The following is a 21,050-nucleotide window of genomic DNA, read 5'->3' on the forward strand; positions in this document are numbered from 1 at the left end:
GGTCCGTCCGGTCACCCCCGCTGACCAGGCACACGAGCGCCTCGCAACGGGTCGCGCTGAGTATATTGGCTCCGAGCCAGTCAACGCAGGAGTTAAGCATGTCCCCGCGGAGCGCATCGGTCAATGAAGAGCTCCGTCGGCGTTCCCGGGAGCGTCTGCTCCAGGCGACCGTGGAGCTCGTCGGGGAGCGCGGCTACGAGGCGACGACGCTGGGGGACATCGCCGACCGGGCCGGCTCGGCCCGCGGACTGGTCTCCTACTACTTCCCCGGCAAGCGCCAGCTGTTCCAGTCCGCCGTGCACCGGCTGATGCACCTCACGCTGGAGGAGGCGCTGGAGCGCGAGCCCCGCACGGCCGACGGGCGGGAGCGGCTGGCCCGGGCGGTCGACGCGATCCTGGGTCTCGCCGTGGACCGGCCGGTGCTGATGCGCGCGCACATGGCGGGCATCCTGCAGGCGGAGGGCTTCGTCCAGTGTCCCGAGCAGCAGCGCCTCGCCTTCCTGCTGCGCGACACGGTGGAGCGGTACGGGTCGCCGAACGTCGACACCGACTACCCCCTGCTGCGCGCACTGCTGATGGGCGCGGTCTTCGCGGTGGCGCTGCCCGGCGCGCCGATGCCGCGCGCTCGGCTGCGGGCGGAGCTGTTCCAGCGGTACGGGCTGGACTGGGAGCTCGGTTTCCCGCCGGGCGGGGAACCGCCCGGCGGGACGTCACACGAGGGTCCGGACCGGTCCGCCACCGGGGCGGCCCGGTAGCGGCCGGCCCGGAGGACGGGACGACCGCCCCGGAAGGAGCGGTGCCGCCCGAGAGGGCGGCACCGCGGCGGCACGGATCAGTGGTGGTGGCGGTCGAAGTAGTCCGGCTGGGTCTGCACGTTGAGCTCGTGCATCCGGACGCGCTTGGCCGCGTCGGTACGACGGTCCTCGAGCTTCAGCACGTCGAAGCCCTTGGCGATGTCGTTCGAGTAGATGTAGCCGTTGTAGTAGTACGCCGACCACGAGCCGCCCGTGGTGATGGTGTCGGTGGTCAGCGGGCCGCGCTCGAAGTAGGCGATCTCCCTCGGCTTGGCGGAGTCCGTGAACTCCCACACCGACACGCCGCCCTGGTACCAGGCCTGGACCATGATGTCGCGGCCCTTGACCGGGATCAGCGAGCCGTTGTGCGCCACGCAGTTCTCGGTGGCGGCCTGGTGGCGGTCGATCTTGAAGTAGCTGCGGAAGACGAGCTTGCGCTGGTCGCCCTTGCCGACGATGTCGTAGATGCCGTCGGCCCCGCGCTTCGGGCCGATCTCCGCGTTGCAGGTCGCGCCCACGCCACCGCCGAGCTCGTCGGTGAAGACCACCTTGTCGGCGCCCTGGTTGAACGTCGCCGAGTGCCAGAAGGCGAAGTTGACGTTGTCCTGGACCCGGTCGATGACCTTCGGGCGCTCGGGGTCCCGGATGTCGAACAGGATGCCGTCACCCATGCACGCACCGGCCGCGAGGTCCTTCGACGGCAGTACGGTGATGTCGTGGCAGCCGGTCGTCTTGGAGACGCCCGGGTTGGTGGGTGAGCCGGGGTTGCCGCCGCCGTCCGGGCCCTCGCCCGGGAACAGCACCGGGAAGCCGACGACCGCGGACTTCTCCGGGGCGTTCCGCGGCACCTTGATGACGGAGATCCCGTCGTGCGGCGGCTGGCAGTCCGGGAACGTCGCGTTCGGCGAGTACGACGACACGTACACGTACACGTTGCGCCGCTCGGGCACGAGGGTGTGGGTGTGCGAGCCGCACGCCGTCTCGACGGCCGCGACGTACTTCGGGTTGCGCTTGTCGCTGATGTCGAAGACCTTGACTCCCTCCCACGAGGACTTCTCCGTGGCCGGCTGGCTGGTGCTGGCACAGGAGTTGTCGCTGCGCGAGGAGTCGGTGGAGAGGAAGAGCAGGTCCCCGGAGACCGAGATGTCGTTCTGGGAGCCGGGGCACAGGACCTGGGAGACGGTCCTGGGGGCGCGCGGGTTGCTGATGTCGAAGATGCGGAAGCCGTCGTAGTTGCCGGCGAACGCGTACGTGCCCTGGAAGGCGAGGTCCGAGTTGGTGCCCGGCAGGGCGTCCTTCGGGATGTTGGCGAGATGTTGGATGTTGTCGCTGTGGACGACCTCGTCCACGGCGGGTATCTCGCCACTGGTCGTCAGGGCCTTGGCGGCTGCCGCCTGTTCGGACGAGACCTTCCTCTCGGCCGGGACGTCTCCGGGGTCCGGTGTGGCGGCCGCGGGTCCGGCCGCCAGCAGAGTGGCCAGCAGCCCTGCCGCGGCTGCCGCCACGCCCAGACGTCTGCGCCGCACGCGGGTGGTGTGCAACGGGGTCACCGTTTTTCCTCCCCTAGTTCCATTCCGTAGTTGAACCATGCACTGACCCCGGCAGTATCGTCCTCAGCATGCCCATATCAACAGATGGCAACAGAGACGTAATGAAAGTCGTGGCGGCCGTCGTCGTGGCCGTACTCGCCCTGGGCGCCTGCGAGTCGGGGTCCGGGTCCGGCACCCCGAGGGCCGAGGGGGACCGCGGCACGGCGGTCGTGGCCCCGGGGAAGCCCGGCGAGCCCGCCCGTACGCTCTCGCCCGAGGAGGCCGCGAAGGAGCTGCCGGACGACAGCCCCAACGCCGCCGACGTGTCGTACGTCCGGATGATGATCGTCCATCACACCCAGGCGCTGGAGATGACGGCCCTCGTACCCGACCGGGCCGGTGGCACCCCGGTGAAGCGCCTCGCGGACCGCATCAAGGCCGCGCAGCAGCCGGAGATCGGGGCGATGCAGGGCTGGCTGAAGCAGCACTCCAAGGCGACGGACGGTCACGGGGCCCATGACCACGGGGCAATGCCGGGCATGGCGACCGAGGATCAGCTGGCGCAGCTGCGCGCCGCCAAGGGCAAGGCCTTCGACGAGCTGTTCCTCAAGCTGATGATCACTCACCACCAGGGCGCGCTGACGATGGGGGCCACCGTGCTGTCCGAGGGGAACAACGTCCAGGTGGAGGAGATGGCGAACGACGTGATCGCGCAGCAGACGTCGGAGATCAACCGTATGCGCACGATGTGAGGCTTACCGGGCGGCCTCCCCGGTGCAATGCTGGAAGCACCCTGCGGGAAGGAGCGCAGCCGTGCTTCGAGTCGCCGTCGTCGGATCCGGGCCGAGCGGGGTGTACACCGCTCAGGCCCTCGTCCAGCAGTCCCTCGTGCCGGACGTCCGCGTGGACGTCCTGGACCGTCTCCCCTGTCCGTACGGGCTGGTGAGGTACGGAGTCGCGCCCGACCACGAGAAGATCAAGTCCCTGCAGAACACCCTGCGGGCGGTCCTGGAGGACGAGCGGATCGGTTTCGTCGGCAACGTCGAGGTGGGCGCGCACGGACTGACGCCGGCGCGCCTGCTGCGGCTCTACCACGCGGTCGTCTACTGCGTCGGGGCCGCGAAGGACCGGAGGCTGGGGGTGCCCGGCGAGGATCTGCCCGGAAGCTTCTCGGCCACCGACTTCGTGTCCTGGTACAGCGCCCACCCGGACGCCGCGGGCAGCGGCTTCACCCTCGGCGCCCGGTCGGCCGTCGTCATCGGGGTCGGCAACGTCGCCGTCGACGTCACCCGGATCCTCGCGCGCGGCGCGGCGGAGCTGCGGCCGACCGACGTGCCGCACGACGCGCTCGGCGCCCTGGCAGGGAGCCGGGTGCGGGAGGTCCACATGGTGGGCAGACGCGGCCCTTCCCAGGCGAAGTTCACCACGAAGGAGCTGCGCGAGCTGGGCTCGCTGCCGGACGCCTCCGTCGGCGTCGAGCCGGCCGACCTCGCCCTGGACCCCGGGTACGCCGACGCGTCGGGACTGCCTGCGGTCGGCCGGCGCAACGTCGAGGTGGTGCGCGGCTGGGCGGAGGCCGGCGAGGACGCCGCACGCGCCCGGGCGCGGAGCATCCGGCTGCGCTTCTTCCTGCGCCCGGTGGAGCTGCTCGCCCAGGACGGCCGGGTCGCCGCGGTGCGCTTCGAGCGGACCGTGCCGGACGACTCGGGCGGAGTGCGCGGTACGGGGACGTACGAGGAGATCGAGGCGCAGCTGGTGCTGCGGGCGGTCGGCTATCGCGGAGTGCCCCTGGAGGGGCTGCCGTTCGACGCCGCGCGGGGCACGGTGCCGCACCTGGCCGGCCGGGTGCTGCGGGACGGCTCGCCGTCGCCGGGCGAGTACGTGGCGGGCTGGATCAAGCGAGGCCCCACCGGGGTGATCGGGACGAACAGGCCCTGCGCCAAGGAGACGGTGACGTCGCTCCTCGCGGACGCGCCCGCACTGTCCGCGCGCCCGCTCCCGGACGAACCGCTGGACGTGCTGCGGGAGTCGGGGCTGTGTCCCGTGGAGTGGCCGGGCTGGCTGGCGATCGAGGAGGCAGAGGGAGCGCTGGGCCGGTCGCTCGGGCGGCGCTCGGTGAAGATCGCCGACTGGGCGGGGCTGCTGGGCGCGGCCGGCGTCGGCATGGCTCCGCAGCTCCCGGCGGCGTAGCGCACGGAGGGGATCGCGGCCCTCCGGGCCAGGCGAGGGCGTGCCGGCGTCGAAGGCACCGCGCTCGGCGGGACACGAGCACCAAGGGGGCCGGGCTCCCTGCGCGGCAGGCACGCGTGACGGACGGGCGGGGGCGCCGAAAGGTCCACGGCCGGCCGGGGGGCGAGTCCCCGAGGGCGTCGGAACCGCGTTCCCGGCAGGGCACACGTGCCAAGGAACCAGGGCGACACGAGGGCGCGGTCAGCCGGTGCCGAGGCGGGCCGCCTCACCGGCGGCGGCGGTCAGGACGCTGTCGAGGAGGCCCGGGAACAGCGCGTCCAGATCGTCGCGGCGCACCCCGTTCATCTTCGCCGTGCCCCGGTAGACCTGCCGGATCACGCCGTTCTCCCGCAGCACGCGGAAGTGATGGGTCGACGTGGACTTGGTCACGGGCAGATCGAAGTACGAACAGGACAGCTCCGCCTCCGCGGTCGCCAGCTCGCGCACCACGCGCAGCCGCACCGGGTCGGAGAGCGCGTGGAGCACGCCCTCGAGCCGGATCTCGTCGCGCGTGGGGTGGGCGAGCTCACGGGGGCTGGCGGCGGTGGTCACGGAGGCTCCACTTCGGTTCGGGGTCTCCATGGTACGAAAGTCGTCGTAGTTCGACGCGTGCCGCACGGGCCGCACCACGACCCGCGGGGGACCCGGCGGGAGCGCCCCGGCGAGGGGCACCCCCCGCGGATCCCCCGCGCGGGTCCCGTCGGACTACTCGACGACCAGCTCGACGGGGATGTTGCCACGGGTCGCCCTGGAGTACGGGCAGACCTGGTGCGCCTGCTTGACCAGCAGCTCGCCGGTCTCGCCCTCCAGCGCCGCGGGCAGCTCGACGCGCAGGACCACGGCCAGGCCGAAGCCGCCGTCCTCGTCCTTGCCGATGCCCACCTCGGCGGTCACCGAGATCTCGCCGGTGTCGACCTTCGCCTGGCGGCCGACGAGGCCGAGCGCGCTGGCGAAGCACGCCGCGTACCCCGCCGCGAAGAGCTGCTCCGGGTTGGTGCCCTCGCCGCTGCCGCCCAGGGCGGTGGGCGCGGCGAGCGGCAGGTCCAGCCGGCCGTCGGAGCTGACGGCACGCCCGTCGCGGCCGTTCGCGGTGGCGACAGCGGTGTACAGCGCGTTCATGGAAAACCATCCCTCGGTCGTTGGGGCCGGACCCGTCGGGCGGGCCGGACAGGTAGTACTAGAGCACACAATTAAATTGTGCACAACTCAGTGGCTCGCGAGACAGGTACGCTGGCTCCATGAAGACGACACCGGACGCCGCACCGGACGCGGAGATCCTCCGCCTGGACCACCAGATCTGCTTCTCGCTGCACGCGGCATCGCGGGCCTTCAACGGCGTCTACCGGGCGATCCTCAAGGACCTCGGGCTGACCTACCCCCAGTACCTGGTGATGCTGGTGCTCTGGGAGCACGGCGAGCTCTCGGTGAAGACGATCGGCGCCCGCCTCCGGCTGGACTCCGGCACCCTCTCGCCCCTGCTCAAACGCCTGGAGGCGCTCGGCTTCGTGGGGCGCCGGCGCAGCACCGAGGACGAGCGCTCGGTCACCGTGCACCCGACGGCGACCGGCACGGCCCTGCGGGAGCGGGCCGCGCTCGTACCCCGGAGGATCGCCGCGGCCACGGGACTCTCCCTGCAGGAGATCGGCGATCTGCAGGAGCGCCTGACGGCGCTGACCGCCAAGCTCGACGGCGCCGACCTGGAGCTCGACCCGCTCGGCGGCTGCGCGGGCCCCGAGGACCGACACACCCGGCGGGACCACGCGGGCACGGACACACCTTGTACGAGAGACATCGTAGTTTGACAACCACCGTACTACGATGACTATCGTACGAGCGCCACCTTCGCCCCGCCGTGAAATGGAGTCCGCCGTGAGCGCACTGTTCGAGCCGTACACCCTGCGGTCCGTGACGATCCCGAACCGCGTGTGGATGGCACCGATGTGCCAGTACAGCGCCGAGGCCACGGGACCGGACGCGGGCGTCCCGACCGACTGGCACTTCGCCCACTACGCCGCCCGGGCCGCCGGCGGCACCGGTCTGATCCTGGTCGAGGCGACCGCGGTCGCCCCCGAGGGCCGGATCAGCCCGTACGACCTCGGCATCTGGAACGACACCCAGACCGACGCCTTCCGCAGGATCACCCGCTTCCTCAAGGAGCAGGGCGCCGTGCCCGGCATCCAGATCGCCCACGCCGGGCGCAAGGCCTCCACGGGCCGCCCCTGGAAGGACGGCGGGCCGGTCGGCCCCGACGCCGACGGCTGGCAGCCGGTCGCCCCGAGCCCCGTCCCGTTCGACGACGGCCACCCGGTGCCCGACGAGCTGACCACCGACCAGATCGCGGCGCTCCCGGCCCGATTCGCGGATGCCGCTCGCCGGGCGCTGGACGCCGGCTTCGAGGTCGTCGAGGTGCACGGCGCGCACGGCTATCTGATCGGCGAGTTCCTCTCCCCGCACAGCAACCACCGCACCGACGAGTACGGCGGGTCGTTCGAGAACCGCACCCGGTTCGCGCTCGAGGTCGTCGACGCCGTGCGTGCTGTGTGGCCGCAGGACCTGCCGCTGTTCTTCCGGATCTCCGCGACCGACTGGCTCGAGGAGAACGGCTGGACCGCCGACGAGACCGTCCGCCTCGCGTCCCTGCTGAAGGAGCACGGCGTGGACCTGCTCGACGTCTCCTCCGGCGGCAACGCCGCGCGCGTGCGCATCCCGGTCGGTCCGGGCTACCAGGTGCCCTTCGCCGCCCGGGTCAGGAACGAGACGGGACTGCCGGTGGCGGCCGTCGGGCTGATCACCGACCCGGAGCAGGCCGAGAAGGTCCTCGCCAACGGCGAGGCCGACGCCGTACTCCTCGGCCGCGAACTGCTGCGCAGCCCCTCGTGGGCCCGCCGGGCCGCACACGAACTCGGCGGGACCGTCCGTGTCCCCGAGCAGTACCACCGCTCGGTCTGAGCCCGTGCCCGGGTCGTGACCGCCGGGCACGGAGCACGCCGGGGCCCGGGACACGGGGCGCGCCGGTCGCGGCCGGAGCGCTCCGGAACCGGGCGCGGCCGGACCGACCTGCGGGAAGGCGCGCTCCGAGGGCCACTGTCAGTGGGTGGGTGCAGACTGGCCCCTGTCCGCGACAACGGCGTCCTGGAGGTGTCGGCGATGACCGACGTTCTGCTGGCAGTAGGCACACGCAAGGGGCTCTTCCTGGGGCACGGGAGAGCCGGCCGGTGGGAGTTCGACGGCCCCCACTTCAACGCCCAGGCCGTGTACTCGATCGGGATCGACACCCGCCGCGGCGCCGTGCCACGACTGCTGGTCGGCGGGGACAGCGCGCACTGGGGCCCTTCGGTGTTCCACTCGGACGACCTGGGCGCGACCTGGACGGAACCGGCCAAGCCCGCGGTGAAGTTCCCCAAGGACACCGGGGCCTCCCTGGAGCGGGTGTGGCAGCTCCACCCCGCCGGCCCCTCGGCCCCCGACGTCGTGTACGCGGGCACGGAGCCGGCCGCCCTGTTCCGCTCGGAGGACGCCGGGGAGACGTTCGAGCTCGTCCGGCCGCTCTGGGAGCACCCCACCCGCTCGAAGTGGGTGCCTGGCGGCGGCGGCGAGGCCGTGCACACCGTCGTCACCGACGACCGGGACCCCGACCGGGTGACCGTGGCCGTCTCCACGGCGGGGGTCTTCCGCAGCCAGGACGGGGGCGCCGCCTGGAAGCCGTCCAACGAAGGGGTGTCGGCGGTCTTCCTGCCCGACCCGAACCCGGAGTTCGGCCAGTGCGTCCACAAGATCGCCCAGGACGCCGGGGATCCCGACCGGCTCTACCTCCAGAACCACTGGGGGGTGTACCGGAGCGACGACGCGGGCGCCAAGTGGACGGACATCGGTGCGGGCCTGCCGTCGGACTTCGGCTTCGCGGTCGTCGCCCATCCGCACCGCCCCGGCGTCGCCTACGTCTTCCCGATCAACGCCGACGCCGACCGGGTCCCGGCGGAGCACCGCTGCAGGGTCTACCGGACGACGGACGCGGGCGGGACGTGGGAGCCGCTGTCGCGCGGGCTGCCCGAGGGCGACCACTACGGCACGGTGCTGCGCGACGCGATGTGCACCGACGGGTCCGACCCGGCCGGGATCTACTTCGGCAACCGGAACGGCGAGCTGTACGCGAGCGCGGACGACGGGGACAGCTGGCGGCAACTCGCCTCCCATCTGCCGGATGTGCTCTGTGTCCGGGCCGCCACGGTCGGTTGAGGAGGCCTCCGGCACGGCCAGTAGAGTGCGCTTCGTGGCAGCACGACCGTTGAAAGAAATCGTCGATGCGGGGTGGGCGGACGCCCTGGACCCCGTGGCCGAACGCATCGCCGCGATGGGCGACTTCCTCCGAGCGGAGATCGCCGCGGGGCGGACGTACCTGCCGGCGGGCGCGCATGTGCTGCGCGCCTTCCAGCAGCCGTTCGACGAGGTGCGCGTCCTGATCGTCGGCCAGGACCCCTATCCGACACCCGGTCACGCCGTGGGGCTGAGTTTCTCCGTGGCACCCGAAGTGCGGCCGGTGCCGGGGAGTCTGGAGAACATCTTCCGGGAGATGCACACGGACCTCGGTCTGCCCCGGCCGTCGAACGGCGATCTGACGCCGTGGACCCGGCAGGGCGTGCTGCTGCTCAACAGGGCACTGACCACCGCGCCACGCAAGCCCGGGGCCCACCGGGGCAAGGGCTGGGAAGAGGTGACCGAGCAGGCCATCCGCGCCCTCGCCGCCCGCGGCAAACCGCTCGTGTCCGTGCTGTGGGGGCGCGACGCCCGCAATCTGCGGCCACTGCTCGGCGACCTTCCGGCGATCGAGTCGTCCCACCCCTCCCCCATGTCCGCCGACCGGGGCTTCTTCGGCTCACGGCCGTTCAGCAGGGTGAACGACCTGCTCGTCCGCCAGGGTGCGCAGCCGGTGGACTGGCGACTGCCATGACCGGTGGCGGCGCGGGCGGCTGGGTCCTGGGGGCCGACTCCGGGGGCTCGGGCCTGCGCGTCGCCCTCGCCCCGGCCGCCGACACATCGGCCGCGCTGACCGCCGTGTCCCGGGAGCCGGTCCGTACCGGCGCCGCCGGGATCGAAGCGGCCCATCTGCTGGAGCAGTTGCTGCCGATGGCACGGGAACTCCTGCGCCGGGCCGGGGCGGAGGCGCCCGTCGCCGTCGCGATCGGGGCCGCGGGGATGGCGACCCTCGGGGACGAGCTGCGGGCCGTACTGCCCGGTGCGCTGGGGCGCGAGCTGGGCGTACGGGAGGTCGCACTCGCCGCCGACGCCGTCACCGCGTACGCGGGCGCGCTCGGCCAGCGTCCCGGAGCCGTGGTCGCCGCCGGCACTGGCATGATCGCGACCGGTACGGATCTCACGAGCTGGCGCCGTGCCGACGGCTGGGGCCATCTGCTCGGTGACTGCGGCTCGGGCGCCTGGATCGGGCGGGCCGGGCTGGAGGCGGCGCTGCGGGCCCACGACGGGCGGGCGGGCGGTTCCCCTGCCCTGCTGGAACGGCTGGAGGCCGTGTTCGGCCCGGCGGCGGGGCTGCCGGGGCTCCTGTACCCGCGTACCGACCGGCCGGCCGTGCTGGCGTCGTTCGCCCCCGAGGTCGCCCGCTGCGCCGCCGACGACCCGGTCGCCGCGCGCATCCTCTCCGACGCGGCGGAGCACATCGCTGCGGCGGCCGCCGCCGTCTGTCCGCCCCCTTCTGCCGGTGACTGCCACGTCGCGCTCACCGGTGGGCTGTTCAGGATCGGCGATCCGCTCCTCGTGCCCCTGCGGGACGCCCTGGCCCGTCAACTCCCCTCCGCCCGGACGGTGTCCGCGGCGGGCGACCCGCTCGCCGGTTCGCTGACCGTCGCGGCCGCGCTCGCCGGCGGCACGCTGAAGCTGCCGCAGGATCCACGGCTGCTCTCCCTCACAACCACCCTTACCGATCAGACCGGGACAGGCAGCCATTAACGAACTCATCGGGTAAACACGGACAGACGGCGCTCGACCGACCCCTCCCTGAGCAGGCACGACGGCGAAACCAGTAGCATGCGGCGCCATGAGCTCCCCCACTGGGCCCGCATCCGGCCTGCCAGTACGAATGCCGCGACCCCGCCAGCCCGGGCGGCACCGCCGCCCCGAGCCCGTGGTGGCACCCGAGGGCGCGCCGACCCTCGTCCTCGCCGTGCCCGGCACCCCCTCGTCCGCGATACGCAGCCTCGCCGAGGAAGTCGTCAGCATCGCCCGTTCCGAGCTGCCCGGCCTCGAGGCCGCGATCGGTTACGTCGACGGCGACGACGCCGAGTACCCCACGCTGGGGAGCGTGCTGACCCGGTCCGCCGCACTGCGCACCGAGCGTTACGAACTGGCGAAGGCGGCCGGCCGCGAGGTCGCCGAGCCGGAGGGCCCGGCCTCCGTCGTCGTACCGCTGCTCGCCGGCCCGGACAGCGCCCTGATCCGCCGGATCCGCCAGGCCGTCATGGACAGCCGGTCGACCGCGGAGCTGACGGACGTCCTCGGCCCGCACCCGCTCCTCGCCGAGGCCCTGCACGTGAGGCTGTCCGAGGCGGGTCTGGCCCGCGCCGACCGGGCCCGGCTGTTCACCGTTGCCACCGCGGCCGACGGCATCGTCCTGGCCACGGTCGGCGGTGACGAGGCCGTCCAGGCCGCCGGCATCACCGGAATGCTGCTGGCCGCCCGGCTCGCCGTGCCGGTCATGGCGGCCGCCCTGGACCAGGAGGGCGCGATCGCGGCGACGGCCGAGGAACTGCGCGTCTCCGGTTCCGCGCAGCTCGCGCTGGCCCCGTACCTGGTCGGCCCGGAGGTGCCCCAGGGTCTGCTCGAGGCCGCCGCCGCGGAGGCGGGCTGCTCCGCCGCGGAGCCGCTGGGCGCGTACCCCGCGATCGGCAAGCTGGTGCTGTCGCAGTACACGACCGCGCTGGGCATCACGCCCCAGCCGCAGGGCGCCCAGTCCCGCTGACCGGTCGCCGCCCCGCACGGACGGAAGGGCCCACGCCGCACGGCGCGGGCCCTTCGTGCGCCCGGAGTCTGCGTGTGGCCACCCACTGGCCGGGCAGGGACCCCGGTACGCAGGGCGCCTGCACCGGGCGCGGTCCCTCACCGACGTCGTGAGGGCACGGCATCGCGGCAGAGGCGCCTCACGACCGCGGGGCACCCGCCTGCGTGGCACCGGGGCATCGCGGCCGAGCGGCCTCATGGCCGCAGGACCCCATGACCGGCGGGGCCTCATGACCGCGCGATACGCGCCTGCGACGCCGGGCGTCACAGGCCTCGTGGCCCCGGGCCCCATGACCGGCGGGGCCTCATGACCCGCGGGGTACGCGCCTGCGCGACGCCGGGGCGTCACAGCGGAGTTGGCCTCATGACCTCGGGGCAGACGCCTGCGCGGTGCCGCGGCCTCGGACGTACCGGGCCTCGTACGTACAGAGGCATCCCCGACCTCCCGCGGACGGCAGCGGCGTCTCAGGCGAAGACCACGCAGGTCGCCGCGGGCACGGCGAGCGAACCCGCCCGGTGCGGCACGCCGGTCCCGGCGTCGATGTCGAACCAGGTGACGTCCCCGGAGCGCTCGTTGGCCGCGTACAGCCGGGTACCGGTGGGGCCGAGCGCCAGATCACGCGGCCAGTGGCCGCCGCACGGCACGGTCGTGACGTGCTCTGCCTTCTCCCCGCCGGCGTCGAGCCGGAACACGGCGATGGAGTCATGGCCCCGGTTGGCCGCCCACAGGAACCGACCGTCGCGGGACACGGCCAGGGCGGAGGCGTAACTGGGCAGTTCGTGCCCGTCGGGGAGCACGGATGCCTCACCGAGCGGTTCCAGGACTCCCCGGCCGGCGTCCCAGCGGCACACCGTGAGCGTGGGACGCAGCTCGCCCAGCACGTACACATGTTCCCCGCCGGGGTGGAAGGCGAGATGCCGCGGACCGGTTCCCGGCGGCAGCGCGGTCTCGGAGCGGAGGGCCGGGGCCGCGCCGCCCGCCGGGTCCAGCGCGCAGACCCGGACCGAGTCCGTGCCCAGGTCCACGGTGAGGACCCACTGTCCGGAGGGGTCGGGAAGCACCTGGTGGGCGTGCGGTTCGCCCTGCCGCTCCGGGTGCGGCCCCCGGCCCTCGTGGCGCAGGACACCGAGGGCGGGGCCGGGCCGTCCGCCGGGGCCGACGGACAGGGCGCTGACGCTGCCGGAACCGTAGTTGGCGGTGAGCACCAGGCCCGGGGCCAGGGACAGATGGGTCGGTCCGGACCCGAGCACCGGGACGGGCTCCCCGAGCGGACGGGGCGGCCCGTCCCCGCCGATGTCGAAGGCGGCGACCGCCCCTTCCTCGGTCTCGGAGACGGCGTAGAGCACGGGTCCGCTCTCCGTCGTACCGGTCGCGAGGTACGACGGGTCGGCGACGGCGTCCGTCGCCGACGTCTCCGTGAGTGCTCCCGTCGCCGGGTCGAGGGCGGCCGTGACGATCCCCCGGCCGCCCGCCGAGGTGAACGACCCGATGAACGCCCGTACCGCTCTCCTGTGCTCCACTGGGGCCTCCCCTGGTGCTGCGCCGTCCGGGGCTCCCCGCCGGCCGGCCGATGGTCTGCCCGGCCGACGGTAGCAGGCGGTCTAGACCAGGCCGGGCTCGTGTGCCGTCTCGGGAGCCGGCTCCTCGCCCCGGGACCGGGCGAGCGCCTCCGGGTGGTGCGCGAACAGGGGGCGTGACTGCACCGTGTCGTACGTGCGGTGGAAGACCGCGGTCGCGGCGCCGGAGATCGGCGGCACGATCCAGGACCAGTCGGCGCCCACCGGGCGCCCCCGGCCGGCCTCCTGCTCCAGGTGGGTGAGGAAGCGGCGCGACTCCGTGTGGTGGTCGGTGATGGTCACACCGGCGCTGTCGAAGGAGTGCAGCACGGCGCGGTTGAGTTCGACGAGCGCACGGTCCTTCCACAGGGTGCGGTCGGTGGAGGTGTCGAGTCCCAGACGCGCGGCCACGACCGGCAGCAGGTCGTAGCGGTCGTCGTCGGCGAGGTTGCGGGCGCCGATCTCGGTGCCCATGTACCAGCCGTTGAACGGGGCCGCCGGGTAGCAGATGCCGCCGATCTCCAGGCACATGTTGGAGATGGCGGGTACCGCGTGCCAGCGGAGTCCGAGGGCGGCGAACCAGTCGTCCTCGGGGTGGCGCAGGGGTACTTCGTGCACCGCGTCGGCCGGCAGCTCGAACCAGCGGGGCTTGTCGTCGCTGCCCTGGACCACCAGCGGCAGTACGTCGAACTGCGTACCGGGGCCGCCCGGCCAGCCCAGGCCCGTCGCGTACGCGGTGAGTCCGGTGTTGCGCGGATCGCCGGTCACCCGGCCGGCACCGTCGGCGTAGCCCGCGTACCGCACCAGCTGTTCGTTCCAGATGCGTGGGCCGGGGCGGCCCGGCGCGTCCGGCGCGAAGACCGTGATCACGGGACGGATCCGGCCGCCGTTGGTCGCCTCGCGCAGATGCGCGGCGGCCTCCTCGGCGATGGTGTCCGCGTCGCACACGTCGCGGCGGTCCCGGACACGGAGGGAGCGCCAGTAGAGGCGGCCGATGCAGCGGTTGCTGTTGCGCCAGGCGACCCGTGCCCCGTGGGCAAGTTCGTCTGCGGTGTGTCGGTATGTGCCGGTAGCGTCGATCTCGGCACGTACGGCGGCTATCCGGGCCGTCGGGTCGCCGGCCCCCCGCTCCTCCTGGTGGTAGAGCCGCAGGAACTCCTCGGCCTCCTGCCGCAGGCGCACGAGGTCGGCTTCCGGTGCGGGCCGCACCGGGGCCGTTCCGGCGGGCCCGGGATGGCCGACCGGGCACTGCCCGGGCGGTGGAACGGCTTCCGCCCGGACGGGTTGCGCTCCGGCCGGCTGGGGATCCGACGGGCGGAACTTGCGGACGGCGGCTCTACGAAGGAACTTCCGCATGGTGCGCACCCCGGTGTGTGAAGGCGATGTGGATGCCGCCCGATCTACCCCGAACATGGCCTGATCCACCCTGTAAATGCCAGATGCACGTGCCCAGTTGGGAGCCGCCGCCCGGCGCACGGGGGTCCGCGACCACGCGCCTGCGCCCCTGCCGCACCCCGGTACGCGACGGGCCGTCGCCGTGCCGCCGCGGACCCGGTGCGGGGCGACGCCGGTCAGCGGGCCGCGGAGCACGCGGGACGGCACGGGAGCGGCGAGCGGTGACGCGGGCGAGCCCCGGACGGCAGGGGACCGACGGGGCATGTGGGGGCGCGCGGAGTGCCGTGAACCGGCCATGCGGGACCGCGGCCGGCGGCATGAACCGCCGCGCGGGTCCACGACATTCGGCCTGAACCGGTCGTGCGGCTTCGCGCGGCACGACGTGGTGGTCGCGTGAGACCGCGACATTCGGAGCGAACGAGTCATACGGGACCGCGCGGCACGCCGTGTGGCCCCGAGGCCGCACCGCCGTCCGGGGCCCGAGGAGAGCGATGACTCACCGGGGGCCGGCCGCACAGTGCGCCACGGACCGGTCGCGCGGGCGCCCGAAAGCGACGGGGCCGACGGGACCCATCGGACGAACGGGACATGGGCGGGGGACACGGCCCCCTCGGTACGCCGCGGACCGGCCATGCGGGCCTCGGTCCCGCCCCTGACCGGCCGCCCCGCCACCCCGGCGTCCCGTCACCCCGGCCCCCGGAGGCCCACGGAACGTGACCGGTCACGTGGCAGCGCGAGGGGCCGCCGACCGTTCAGCCGGTCGCGGGGCGTTCAGACCGTGATCAGCGGCGCGCGCGGGGAGGTGCGCAGCGGCGTCGCGAGTCCGGCGAGGGCCCGCTCCAGACCGTGGAGATGGGTGAGCGCGGCTTCGACGCCCGGGTCGTGGTGCGGGGTGGCGTCGGCACCCGCGGGGTCGGGCGCGTGGCCGGGCGCGGAGTCCGACTCCAGCGCGTGCACCGCGGCCTCGACCCGCCAGCAGGCCGCGGCCAGTCGCGCGTCGTGAGAGGCGTACGGGTCCGCCGCGACGGCGGCCAGCCCCCGCACCTCACGGGCGCAGTCGTCCAGCAGGACGAGGACCTGCCGGGCCCGCGCCTTCCGGGCCCGCAGCGGGCTGAACGGGTGGACCAGGGGCGCCAGGGACATCCGCACCCGGGCGAGAAGCTGCTCCAGCTCGGCGGCGTGCGGCGCCGGGTCGGCGGTGCCGTCCCCCGCGAGCCTGCGCATCGCGACGGTCGTGCACTCGTGCACGCAGCGCACGGTCAGCCGGATCCAGGCGTTGGTCGCCGCGTGGGTCGTGACGGGCAGCACGAACGCCACCGCCAGGGCCGCGCCGAGGGCGCCGACCGCCGTTTCCGCGAGGCGCAGCGCGAGCAGGGCCGGCTCCAGGGCCCCGAGCAGCCCGTACAGCAGCGAGACCAGTACGGTCACCGCGAACATCATCCAGCTGTACGAGACCGGGGCGCTGTAGAAGATCCCGAAGACGCAGGCCAGGGCCAGCACGGTCGTCGGCAGCAGCGCACCCTGGACCGGCACGGCGACGACGAGGCCCGCGGCGATACCGAGGACGGTGCCGAGAACCCTGCGGAAGCCCCTGACGAGGGTCTCGCCGCGCGCGCTGGTGTTGACGAAGATCCACCAGGCCGCACCCACGGCCCAGTACCAGCGCTCGTCCGAGAGCAGTTGTCCGGCGGCGAGGGCGAACGCCCCGGCGACGGTCACCTGGACGGCCTGCCGGGTGGTCGTCCGGGCCAGCCCCGTTCCCGTCGGCAGCGCGGGCGTCGCGGGCTGCGGCAGGCGCCGCTCGAAGCACCAGGCACCGAACCGGACGGCGGAGGCGGCGAGGACGGCCAGGAGCACGGAGGAGTAGAGCTCCGGGAGCTGACCGGGCACCGTGCGCAGGAACTGGGTCACGAAGAAGGTCATGAACGCGAAGACCCCGAGGGCATGCCCGCGAGGGCCCCAGCGCCGCGCGTACACCGCGGCGCCGGCGACGGCCACGAAGGCCACGTCACGCGCACCGGGCGCGTCGTGCAGGCCGGCTGCGAGAGCGAGGACCGGAAAGCCCACCACCGGCAGCAGGGCCGTGGTGAGGGCCTGGTCGCGGATCCGCGGGTCGGTGACCGTGAAGAGGGCCAGGAGCGCGGCGAGCCCGCCGGTGATGACCGCGGTGAGCGTGTGCCCCGTGAGCGCGCACACGGCCAGGGCCAGCCCGATGCCGAGGACGGCCCGCGTGGCGCTGCGCAGCCGCAGCAGCCCCGGGTCCGGAGCCACGAACACCCTCTTCAGCACTTCTTCCCGCCCCTTCGACGTTCCGGCATGAAAAAGGCGCCGCGGAGTCCGCAGCGCCATCGACATGTACATAAGACCATTCCATGCCCCACTGGCTCAAGGCGAGGTTGATCCGATGGGCCATTGGTACGGTCACGGGTGGTGGACCGCTTCGCTGGCGGGGCCAACGGACCAGTCCCTGGCGCCCGGGCGGCCACCGGGCTCCCACGCGGCAGAGGGCGGTCGGCTCCGCACCGCGACGCCTCGCGGTGCGGAGACCCACCGCGAGGCCCTCGCGGCCTCCCGCGTCCGGGCCCTGGTGACCGCTGCCGCGGCTGGTGGGCCGGGCGCATCACCGGAGGCGACCCGCTCCGGCTCCGTCCTCTGCGGGTTTCTCCGTACCGCGTCGTCAGGCATGCCCGGCGCTGTTGCGGCAAGGCGGGAATCCGGCCCGCCGTCGGACGTGCGGCGACGGGCGCGCTTGCCGGCAACGGCCGCACCGCCCCCGATTGCGGGCGCCGCGTGGGCATGCGCACGGTGAACGGAGCCGGCGGGCGCCCGGCGGTACCCCCGCCACGGGCCCGGCGGCCCGAGCGGTCCGTGGAACGTCCCGACGGGTACGGGACGTCACGGGGACGAAGGGATGCGTGAGTCCATGGCCGGAGCCACGGGTGGAGCGGTCGGACGGTCGGAGGCGGGAGCAGCGGACGGACCGGACGGTCCGGGCGAGGGCGGCTACGACGCCACCCCGTTCCTCCCCGGTCGGCGTGCGGGGCTGCCCGGGCTGCGGAAGGCCGCCGCCGGGTGCCGCGGATGCCCGCTGTACCGGGACGCGACGCAGACGGTGTTCGGCGAGGGGGACGCCGGCGCTGCCGTCCTCCTGCTCGGTGAGCAGCCGGGGGACCAGGAGGACCGGCAGGGCCGGCCGTTCGTCGGCCCTGCCGGGAAGGTCCTGACCCGTGCGCTCGCCGACGCGGGGCTCGACCCGGCGCAGGCGTACGTGACCAACGCGGTCAAGCACTTCAAGTTCACCGTTCCCGAGGGCCGCAAGCGGCGGATCCACAAGGCGCCGAACCTGCGGGAGATCACGGCGTGCAGACCGTGGCTGCTGGAGGAACTGCGGCTCGTGTCGCCGGAGGTCGTGGTGGCGCTCGGCGCGTCCGCGGGGAAGGCGCTGCTCGGCTCGTCATTCCGGGTCACCGAGCAGCGCGGCGCACTCCTGCCGTGGCCGGACACCGGCCGGGACGGCGGGAGCGCCCCGCACATCCGGGGCCTGGTGGCGACGATCCACCCCTCGGCCGTGCTGCGCGCGGACGACCGGGACAGGGTGTACGACGGGCTGGTGGCCGATCTGAGGGTGGTGGCCGACGTCCTGGGCGGCCCGGAAGGAGGCAGCGGCCGATGACGATGGAGCATCCCGCCGACCGCGGCGGGCCCACACCGGGCAGGTTCGACCGGCTGGCGGAGAAGGCCTCGCACCTCACCAGCTCACCGGTCTTCTTCGGGTTCTGTCTGCTCCTGGTGGCCGGCGTGGTCGCGGTGCACTTCGCGGACGTCTCCCTGACCTGGAAGATCTTCGCGGGCGAGTGCATGACGGCCGTCACCCTGCTGCTGCTGGCGCTGCTGAAGAACTCCGAGCTCCGCAGCGAGCGTGCGCTCCAGCGGAAACTGGACGCCATCGCCGCCGCGATCCTCGAGGCGCAGCAGGGCGAAACGGGCAAGGCGCACGAGGACCTCAGGTCCGCCATCCGCATGGAGGAGGAGACCTGAGGAACGCCGGGGCCAGCCGGGCGCCCCAGGCCGCGCGGCGCGAGGGCGACGGCACGGGGCAGAGCTCAGGAGCAAGGACGAGCGCGAGGGCGACGGCACGGGGCCGCCGCCCCGCCCCCGTCACCCGCCCACGTACTGCCGCAGGTGCTCCGCCGTGAGGGTGCCGCCCGAGGCGACGAGTTCGGCGGGCGTGCCGGTGAAGACCACGCGCCCGCCGTCGTGGCCGCCGCCCGGGCCGAGGTCGATCAGCCAGTCCGCGTGGGCCATCACGGCCTGGTGGTGCTCGATCACGACGACCGAGTTGCCCTCGTCGACGAGCCGGTCCAGGAGCTCGAGCAGCTTGTCGACATCGGCCATGTGCAGGCCGCTGGTGGGCTCGTCGAGGATGTACGTGGAGGACTTCTCCGCCATGTGGATGGCCAGCTTGAGCCGCTGGCGTTCGCCACCGGAGAGGGTGTTGAGCGGCTGGCCGAGCCGGAGGTAGCCCAGTCCGACGTCGCTGAGCCGCCCGAGGATCGTGTGCGCCTGGCCGGAGGGGAAGAAGGCCAGCGCCTCCGCGACGGACATCCCGAGGACCTCGCTGATGTTCTTGCCGTTCAGCCGGTAGGTGAGCACCTCCGCCGTGAAGCGCCTGCCCTCGCACTCCTCGCACACCGAGGCGACCCCGGCCATCATCGCCAGGTCGGTGTACACCAGCCCGAGCCCGTTGCACTTGGGGCAGGCGCCCTCCGAATTGGCGCTGAAGAGCGCGGCCTTGACGCCGTTGGCCTTGGCGAAGGCGGTGCGGATCGGGTTGAGCAGCCCGGTGTACGTCGCCGGGTTGGAGCGGCGCGAGCCGCGGATCGGCGTCTGGTCGGCGACGACCACTCCCTCGCGCCCGGCCAGATAGCCGTGGATCAGTGAGCTCTTGCCGGAGCCGGCGACGCCGGTGACGACGGTGAGCACACCGAGGGGGACGTCCACGCTGACGTCCTGGAGGTTGTGCAGGTCGGCTCCCTTGATGGAGAGCTGTCCCCGTGCCTCGCGCACGGTCTCGCGCAGCCCCACCCGGTGGCCGAGGTGCCGTCCCGTGAGCGTCCCGGAGGCGAGCAGTCCGGTCACGTCGCCGGTGTAGCAGATCTCGCCGCCCGCTTCGCCGGCGCCGGGCCCGAGGTCCACGACATGGTCGGCGATCGCGATCACCTCGGGTTTGTGCTCGACGACGAGCACCGTGTTGCCCTTGTCCCGCAGCCGAAGCAGCAGGTCGTTCATCCGGCGGATGTCGTGCGGGTGGAGGCCGACGGTCGGCTCGTCGAAGACGTACGTCACATCGGTGAGGCTGGATCCGAGGTGCCGCACCATCTTCACGCGCTGCGCCTCTCCGCCGGAGAGCGTGGAGGCGGCACGGTCGAGGCTCAGATAGCCGAGCCCGATCTCCTCGAGGGACTCCAGGAGGTGCCGCAGATTGTCCAGCAACGGCCCGACGGAGGGGTCGTCGACGGTCCGCACGAACGCGGCGAGGTCGCTGATCTGCATGGCCGAGCAGTCGGCGATGTTGACCCCCGCGATCCTTGAGGAGAGAGCGGCCCGGGAGAGCCGTGTGCCGTCGCATTCCGGGCACTCGGTGAAGACGACGGCCCGGTCGACGAACGCGCGGATGTGGGGCTGCAGTCCCTCACGGTCCTTGACCAGCCAGGTGCGCTGGATCTTGGTGACCAGTCCTTCGTAGGTGAGGTTGTTGGAGCCGATCCTCACCTTCACGGCGGGCTTCCTGAGGAAGTCCTCCCACTCCTGGTCGGTGAAGTCGCCGACCTTCTTGTCCGGGTCGTGGAAGCCGGAGCCCACCATGATCGACCAGGGCCAGGAGCCCACCGCGTACCCAGGTACGGTGATCGCGCCCTCGTTGAGCGACTTGGTCCGGTCGGCCAGCTGGTCCACGTCGATGTCCGAGACCTGGCCGAGCCCCTCGCAGTGCGGGCACATGCCCTCGGGCAGGTTGAAGCTGAAGGCGCCGGAGGTGCCGATGTGCGGGGTGCCGAGCCGGCTGAAGACGATCCGCAGCATCGTGTACGCGTCGGTGGCGGTGCCCACGGTGGAGCGGGAGTTGGCCCCCATGCGCTCCTGGTCGACGACGATCGCCGCGCTGAGGTTGTGCAGTCCGTCGACGTCCGGGCGGCCCAGGCTCGGCATGAAGGACTGGATGAAGGCCGTGTAGGTCTCGTTGATGAGGCGCTGCGACTCGGCGGCGATGGTGCCGAAGACGAGGCTCGACTTGCCCGAGCCGGACACCCCGGTGAAGACGGTGAGCCGGCGCTTGGGCAGGTCGAGGTCGACGTTCCGCAGGTTGTTCTCACGGGCCCCCCGGACCTGGATCACCGTGTGGCCGTCCGCGGGGGACGGCTGATGAGGGACGTGGTCGGCGGGCATGCGTTTCCCTTCGGGCTGTTCCGGGCGGTGGTGCCACGCTTTCACATCGCGACGTTCCCGTGGCCGGAGACCGGATGTCTGGCCGGATCCGCCT

The 21,050-nt window shown here is 73.2% G+C and carries 18 protein-coding genes; 11 read left to right on the plus strand and 7 right to left on the minus strand.

Annotated elements, in window-relative coordinates:
- Nucleotides 1–98: 98 nt before the first annotated feature.
- Entirely contained in the window at nt 99–755 is a 657-nt protein-coding gene (locus QRN89_RS04175) for a TetR/AcrR family transcriptional regulator (protein WP_290347990.1), read from the plus strand.
- Between the two features lie 77 nt (nt 756–832).
- Here the strand turns inward: QRN89_RS04175 and QRN89_RS04180 are convergent, their stop codons facing one another.
- Nucleotides 833–2,344 carry an LVIVD repeat-containing protein gene (locus QRN89_RS04180; RefSeq protein WP_290347991.1) on the minus strand — a complete coding sequence of 504 codons (1,512 nt, stop codon included), beginning with the start codon at nt 2,342–2,344 and terminating at the stop codon, nt 833–835.
- A 101-nt stretch (nt 2,345–2,445) separates the two neighbouring features.
- Between QRN89_RS04180 and QRN89_RS04185 the strand changes: the two genes are divergently transcribed.
- Together QRN89_RS04185 and QRN89_RS04190 are read left to right on the plus strand one after the other, a co-directional pair.
- Nucleotides 2,446–3,075 carry a DUF305 domain-containing protein gene (locus QRN89_RS04185; RefSeq protein ID WP_290347992.1) on the plus strand — a complete coding sequence of 210 codons (630 nt, stop codon included), beginning with the start codon at nt 2,446–2,448 and terminating at the stop codon, nt 3,073–3,075.
- Between the two features lie 61 nt (nt 3,076–3,136).
- Nucleotides 3,137–4,513 carry an FAD-dependent oxidoreductase gene (locus tag QRN89_RS04190; RefSeq protein WP_290347993.1) on the plus strand — a complete coding sequence of 459 codons (1,377 nt, stop codon included), beginning with the start codon at nt 3,137–3,139 and terminating at the stop codon, nt 4,511–4,513.
- A gap of 240 nt (nt 4,514–4,753) precedes the next feature.
- Here the strand turns inward: QRN89_RS04190 and QRN89_RS04195 are convergent, their stop codons facing one another.
- Nucleotides 4,754–5,104, minus strand: a complete 351-nt coding sequence (locus QRN89_RS04195; protein WP_290347994.1) for an ArsR/SmtB family transcription factor — start codon at nt 5,102–5,104, stop codon at nt 4,754–4,756.
- Nucleotides 5,105–5,257: 153 nt separating this feature from the next.
- Nucleotides 5,258–5,671 carry an organic hydroperoxide resistance protein gene (locus tag QRN89_RS04200; RefSeq protein WP_290347995.1) on the minus strand — a complete coding sequence of 138 codons (414 nt, stop codon included), beginning with the start codon at nt 5,669–5,671 and terminating at the stop codon, nt 5,258–5,260.
- A 119-nt stretch (nt 5,672–5,790) separates the two neighbouring features.
- On the opposite strand from QRN89_RS04200, the gene QRN89_RS04205 reads away from it, so the two are divergent.
- The 6 genes from QRN89_RS04205 (at nt 5,791) to QRN89_RS04230 (ending at nt 11,522) form a co-directional block, all read left to right on the plus strand.
- Entirely contained in the window at nt 5,791–6,354 is a 564-nt protein-coding gene (locus QRN89_RS04205; RefSeq protein WP_290347996.1) for a MarR family winged helix-turn-helix transcriptional regulator, read from the plus strand.
- A gap of 67 nt (nt 6,355–6,421) precedes the next feature.
- Nucleotides 6,422–7,501 carry an NADH:flavin oxidoreductase/NADH oxidase gene (locus QRN89_RS04210; protein WP_290347997.1) on the plus strand — a complete coding sequence of 360 codons (1,080 nt, stop codon included), beginning with the start codon at nt 6,422–6,424 and terminating at the stop codon, nt 7,499–7,501.
- Between the two features lie 198 nt (nt 7,502–7,699).
- Nucleotides 7,700–8,788, plus strand: coding sequence for a WD40/YVTN/BNR-like repeat-containing protein (locus QRN89_RS04215; RefSeq protein WP_290347998.1), 1,089 nt, complete (start codon nt 7,700–7,702; stop codon nt 8,786–8,788).
- A gap of 34 nt (nt 8,789–8,822) precedes the next feature.
- Nucleotides 8,823–9,500, plus strand: a complete 678-nt coding sequence (locus QRN89_RS04220) for a uracil-DNA glycosylase (RefSeq protein ID WP_290347999.1) — start codon at nt 8,823–8,825, stop codon at nt 9,498–9,500.
- On the plus strand, nt 9,497–10,513 hold the full coding sequence (locus QRN89_RS04225) for an N-acetylglucosamine kinase (RefSeq protein ID WP_290348000.1): 1,017 nt from the start codon (nt 9,497–9,499) through the stop codon (nt 10,511–10,513). Before QRN89_RS04220 ends, QRN89_RS04225 begins: the two co-directional genes overlap by 4 nt.
- A gap of 88 nt (nt 10,514–10,601) precedes the next feature.
- A complete protein-coding gene (locus tag QRN89_RS04230) occupies nt 10,602–11,522 on the plus strand; it encodes a sirohydrochlorin chelatase (protein ID WP_290348001.1) in 921 nt (306 codons plus the stop codon).
- 503 nt (nt 11,523–12,025) lie between these two features.
- On the opposite strand, the gene QRN89_RS04235 is transcribed toward QRN89_RS04230, so the two are convergent.
- The 3 genes from QRN89_RS04235 to QRN89_RS04245 form a co-directional block, all read right to left on the minus strand.
- Entirely contained in the window at nt 12,026–13,081 is a 1,056-nt protein-coding gene (locus QRN89_RS04235; protein ID WP_290348002.1) for a lactonase family protein, read from the minus strand.
- An 81-nt stretch (nt 13,082–13,162) separates the two neighbouring features.
- Entirely contained in the window at nt 13,163–14,326 is a 1,164-nt protein-coding gene (locus QRN89_RS04240) for a nitric oxide synthase oxygenase (RefSeq protein ID WP_290348003.1), read from the minus strand.
- Nucleotides 14,327–15,283: 957 nt separating this feature from the next.
- A complete protein-coding gene (locus tag QRN89_RS04245) occupies nt 15,284–16,801 on the minus strand; it encodes an FUSC family protein (RefSeq protein WP_290348004.1) in 1,518 nt (505 codons plus the stop codon).
- 634 nt (nt 16,802–17,435) lie between these two features.
- On the opposite strand from QRN89_RS04245, the gene QRN89_RS04250 reads away from it, so the two are divergent.
- Entirely contained in the window at nt 17,436–18,185 is a 750-nt protein-coding gene (locus QRN89_RS04250) for a UdgX family uracil-DNA binding protein (protein WP_290348005.1), read from the plus strand.
- Entirely contained in the window at nt 18,182–18,550 is a 369-nt protein-coding gene (locus QRN89_RS04255) for a low affinity iron permease family protein (RefSeq protein ID WP_290348006.1), read from the plus strand. The genes QRN89_RS04250 and QRN89_RS04255 overlap by 4 nt, the downstream gene beginning before the upstream one ends.
- Nucleotides 18,551–18,670: 120 nt before the next feature.
- Here the strand turns inward: QRN89_RS04255 and QRN89_RS04260 are convergent, their stop codons facing one another.
- Nucleotides 18,671–20,956: an ATP-binding cassette domain-containing protein gene (locus QRN89_RS04260; RefSeq protein WP_290348007.1), complete on the minus strand. Its 2,286-nt coding sequence runs from the start codon at nt 20,954–20,956 to the stop codon at nt 18,671–18,673.
- Nucleotides 20,957–21,050 lie beyond the last annotated feature (94 nt).

Source organism: Streptomyces sp. HUAS CB01, assembly GCF_030406905.1.
GTDB classification, from domain to species: Bacteria; Actinomycetota; Actinomycetes; order Streptomycetales; family Streptomycetaceae; genus Streptomyces; species Streptomyces chengbuensis.

What these genes read in the sequence shown, in the direction of transcription:
- QRN89_RS04175 (WP_290347990.1), top strand. Translation starts at nt 99, where the DNA reads ATGTCCCCGCGGAGCGCATCGGTCAATGAAGAGCTCCGTCGGCGTTCC.
- QRN89_RS04185 (WP_290347992.1), top strand. Translation starts at nt 2,446, where the DNA reads ATGAAAGTCGTGGCGGCCGTCGTCGTGGCCGTACTCGCCCTGGGCGCC.
- QRN89_RS04200 (WP_290347995.1), bottom strand. Translation starts at nt 5,671, where the DNA reads ATGAACGCGCTGTACACCGCTGTCGCCACCGCGAACGGCCGCGACGGG.
- QRN89_RS04205 (WP_290347996.1), top strand. Translation starts at nt 5,791, where the DNA reads ATGAAGACGACACCGGACGCCGCACCGGACGCGGAGATCCTCCGCCTG.
- QRN89_RS04215 (WP_290347998.1), top strand. Translation starts at nt 7,700, where the DNA reads ATGACCGACGTTCTGCTGGCAGTAGGCACACGCAAGGGGCTCTTCCTG.
- QRN89_RS04225 (WP_290348000.1), top strand. Translation starts at nt 9,497, where the DNA reads ATGACCGGTGGCGGCGCGGGCGGCTGGGTCCTGGGGGCCGACTCCGGG.
- QRN89_RS04230 (WP_290348001.1), top strand. Translation starts at nt 10,602, where the DNA reads ATGAGCTCCCCCACTGGGCCCGCATCCGGCCTGCCAGTACGAATGCCG.
- QRN89_RS04250 (WP_290348005.1), top strand. Translation starts at nt 17,436, where the DNA reads ATGGCCGGAGCCACGGGTGGAGCGGTCGGACGGTCGGAGGCGGGAGCA.
- QRN89_RS04255 (WP_290348006.1), top strand. Translation starts at nt 18,182, where the DNA reads ATGACGATGGAGCATCCCGCCGACCGCGGCGGGCCCACACCGGGCAGG.
- QRN89_RS04260 (WP_290348007.1), bottom strand. Translation starts at nt 20,956, where the DNA reads ATGCCCGCCGACCACGTCCCTCATCAGCCGTCCCCCGCGGACGGCCAC.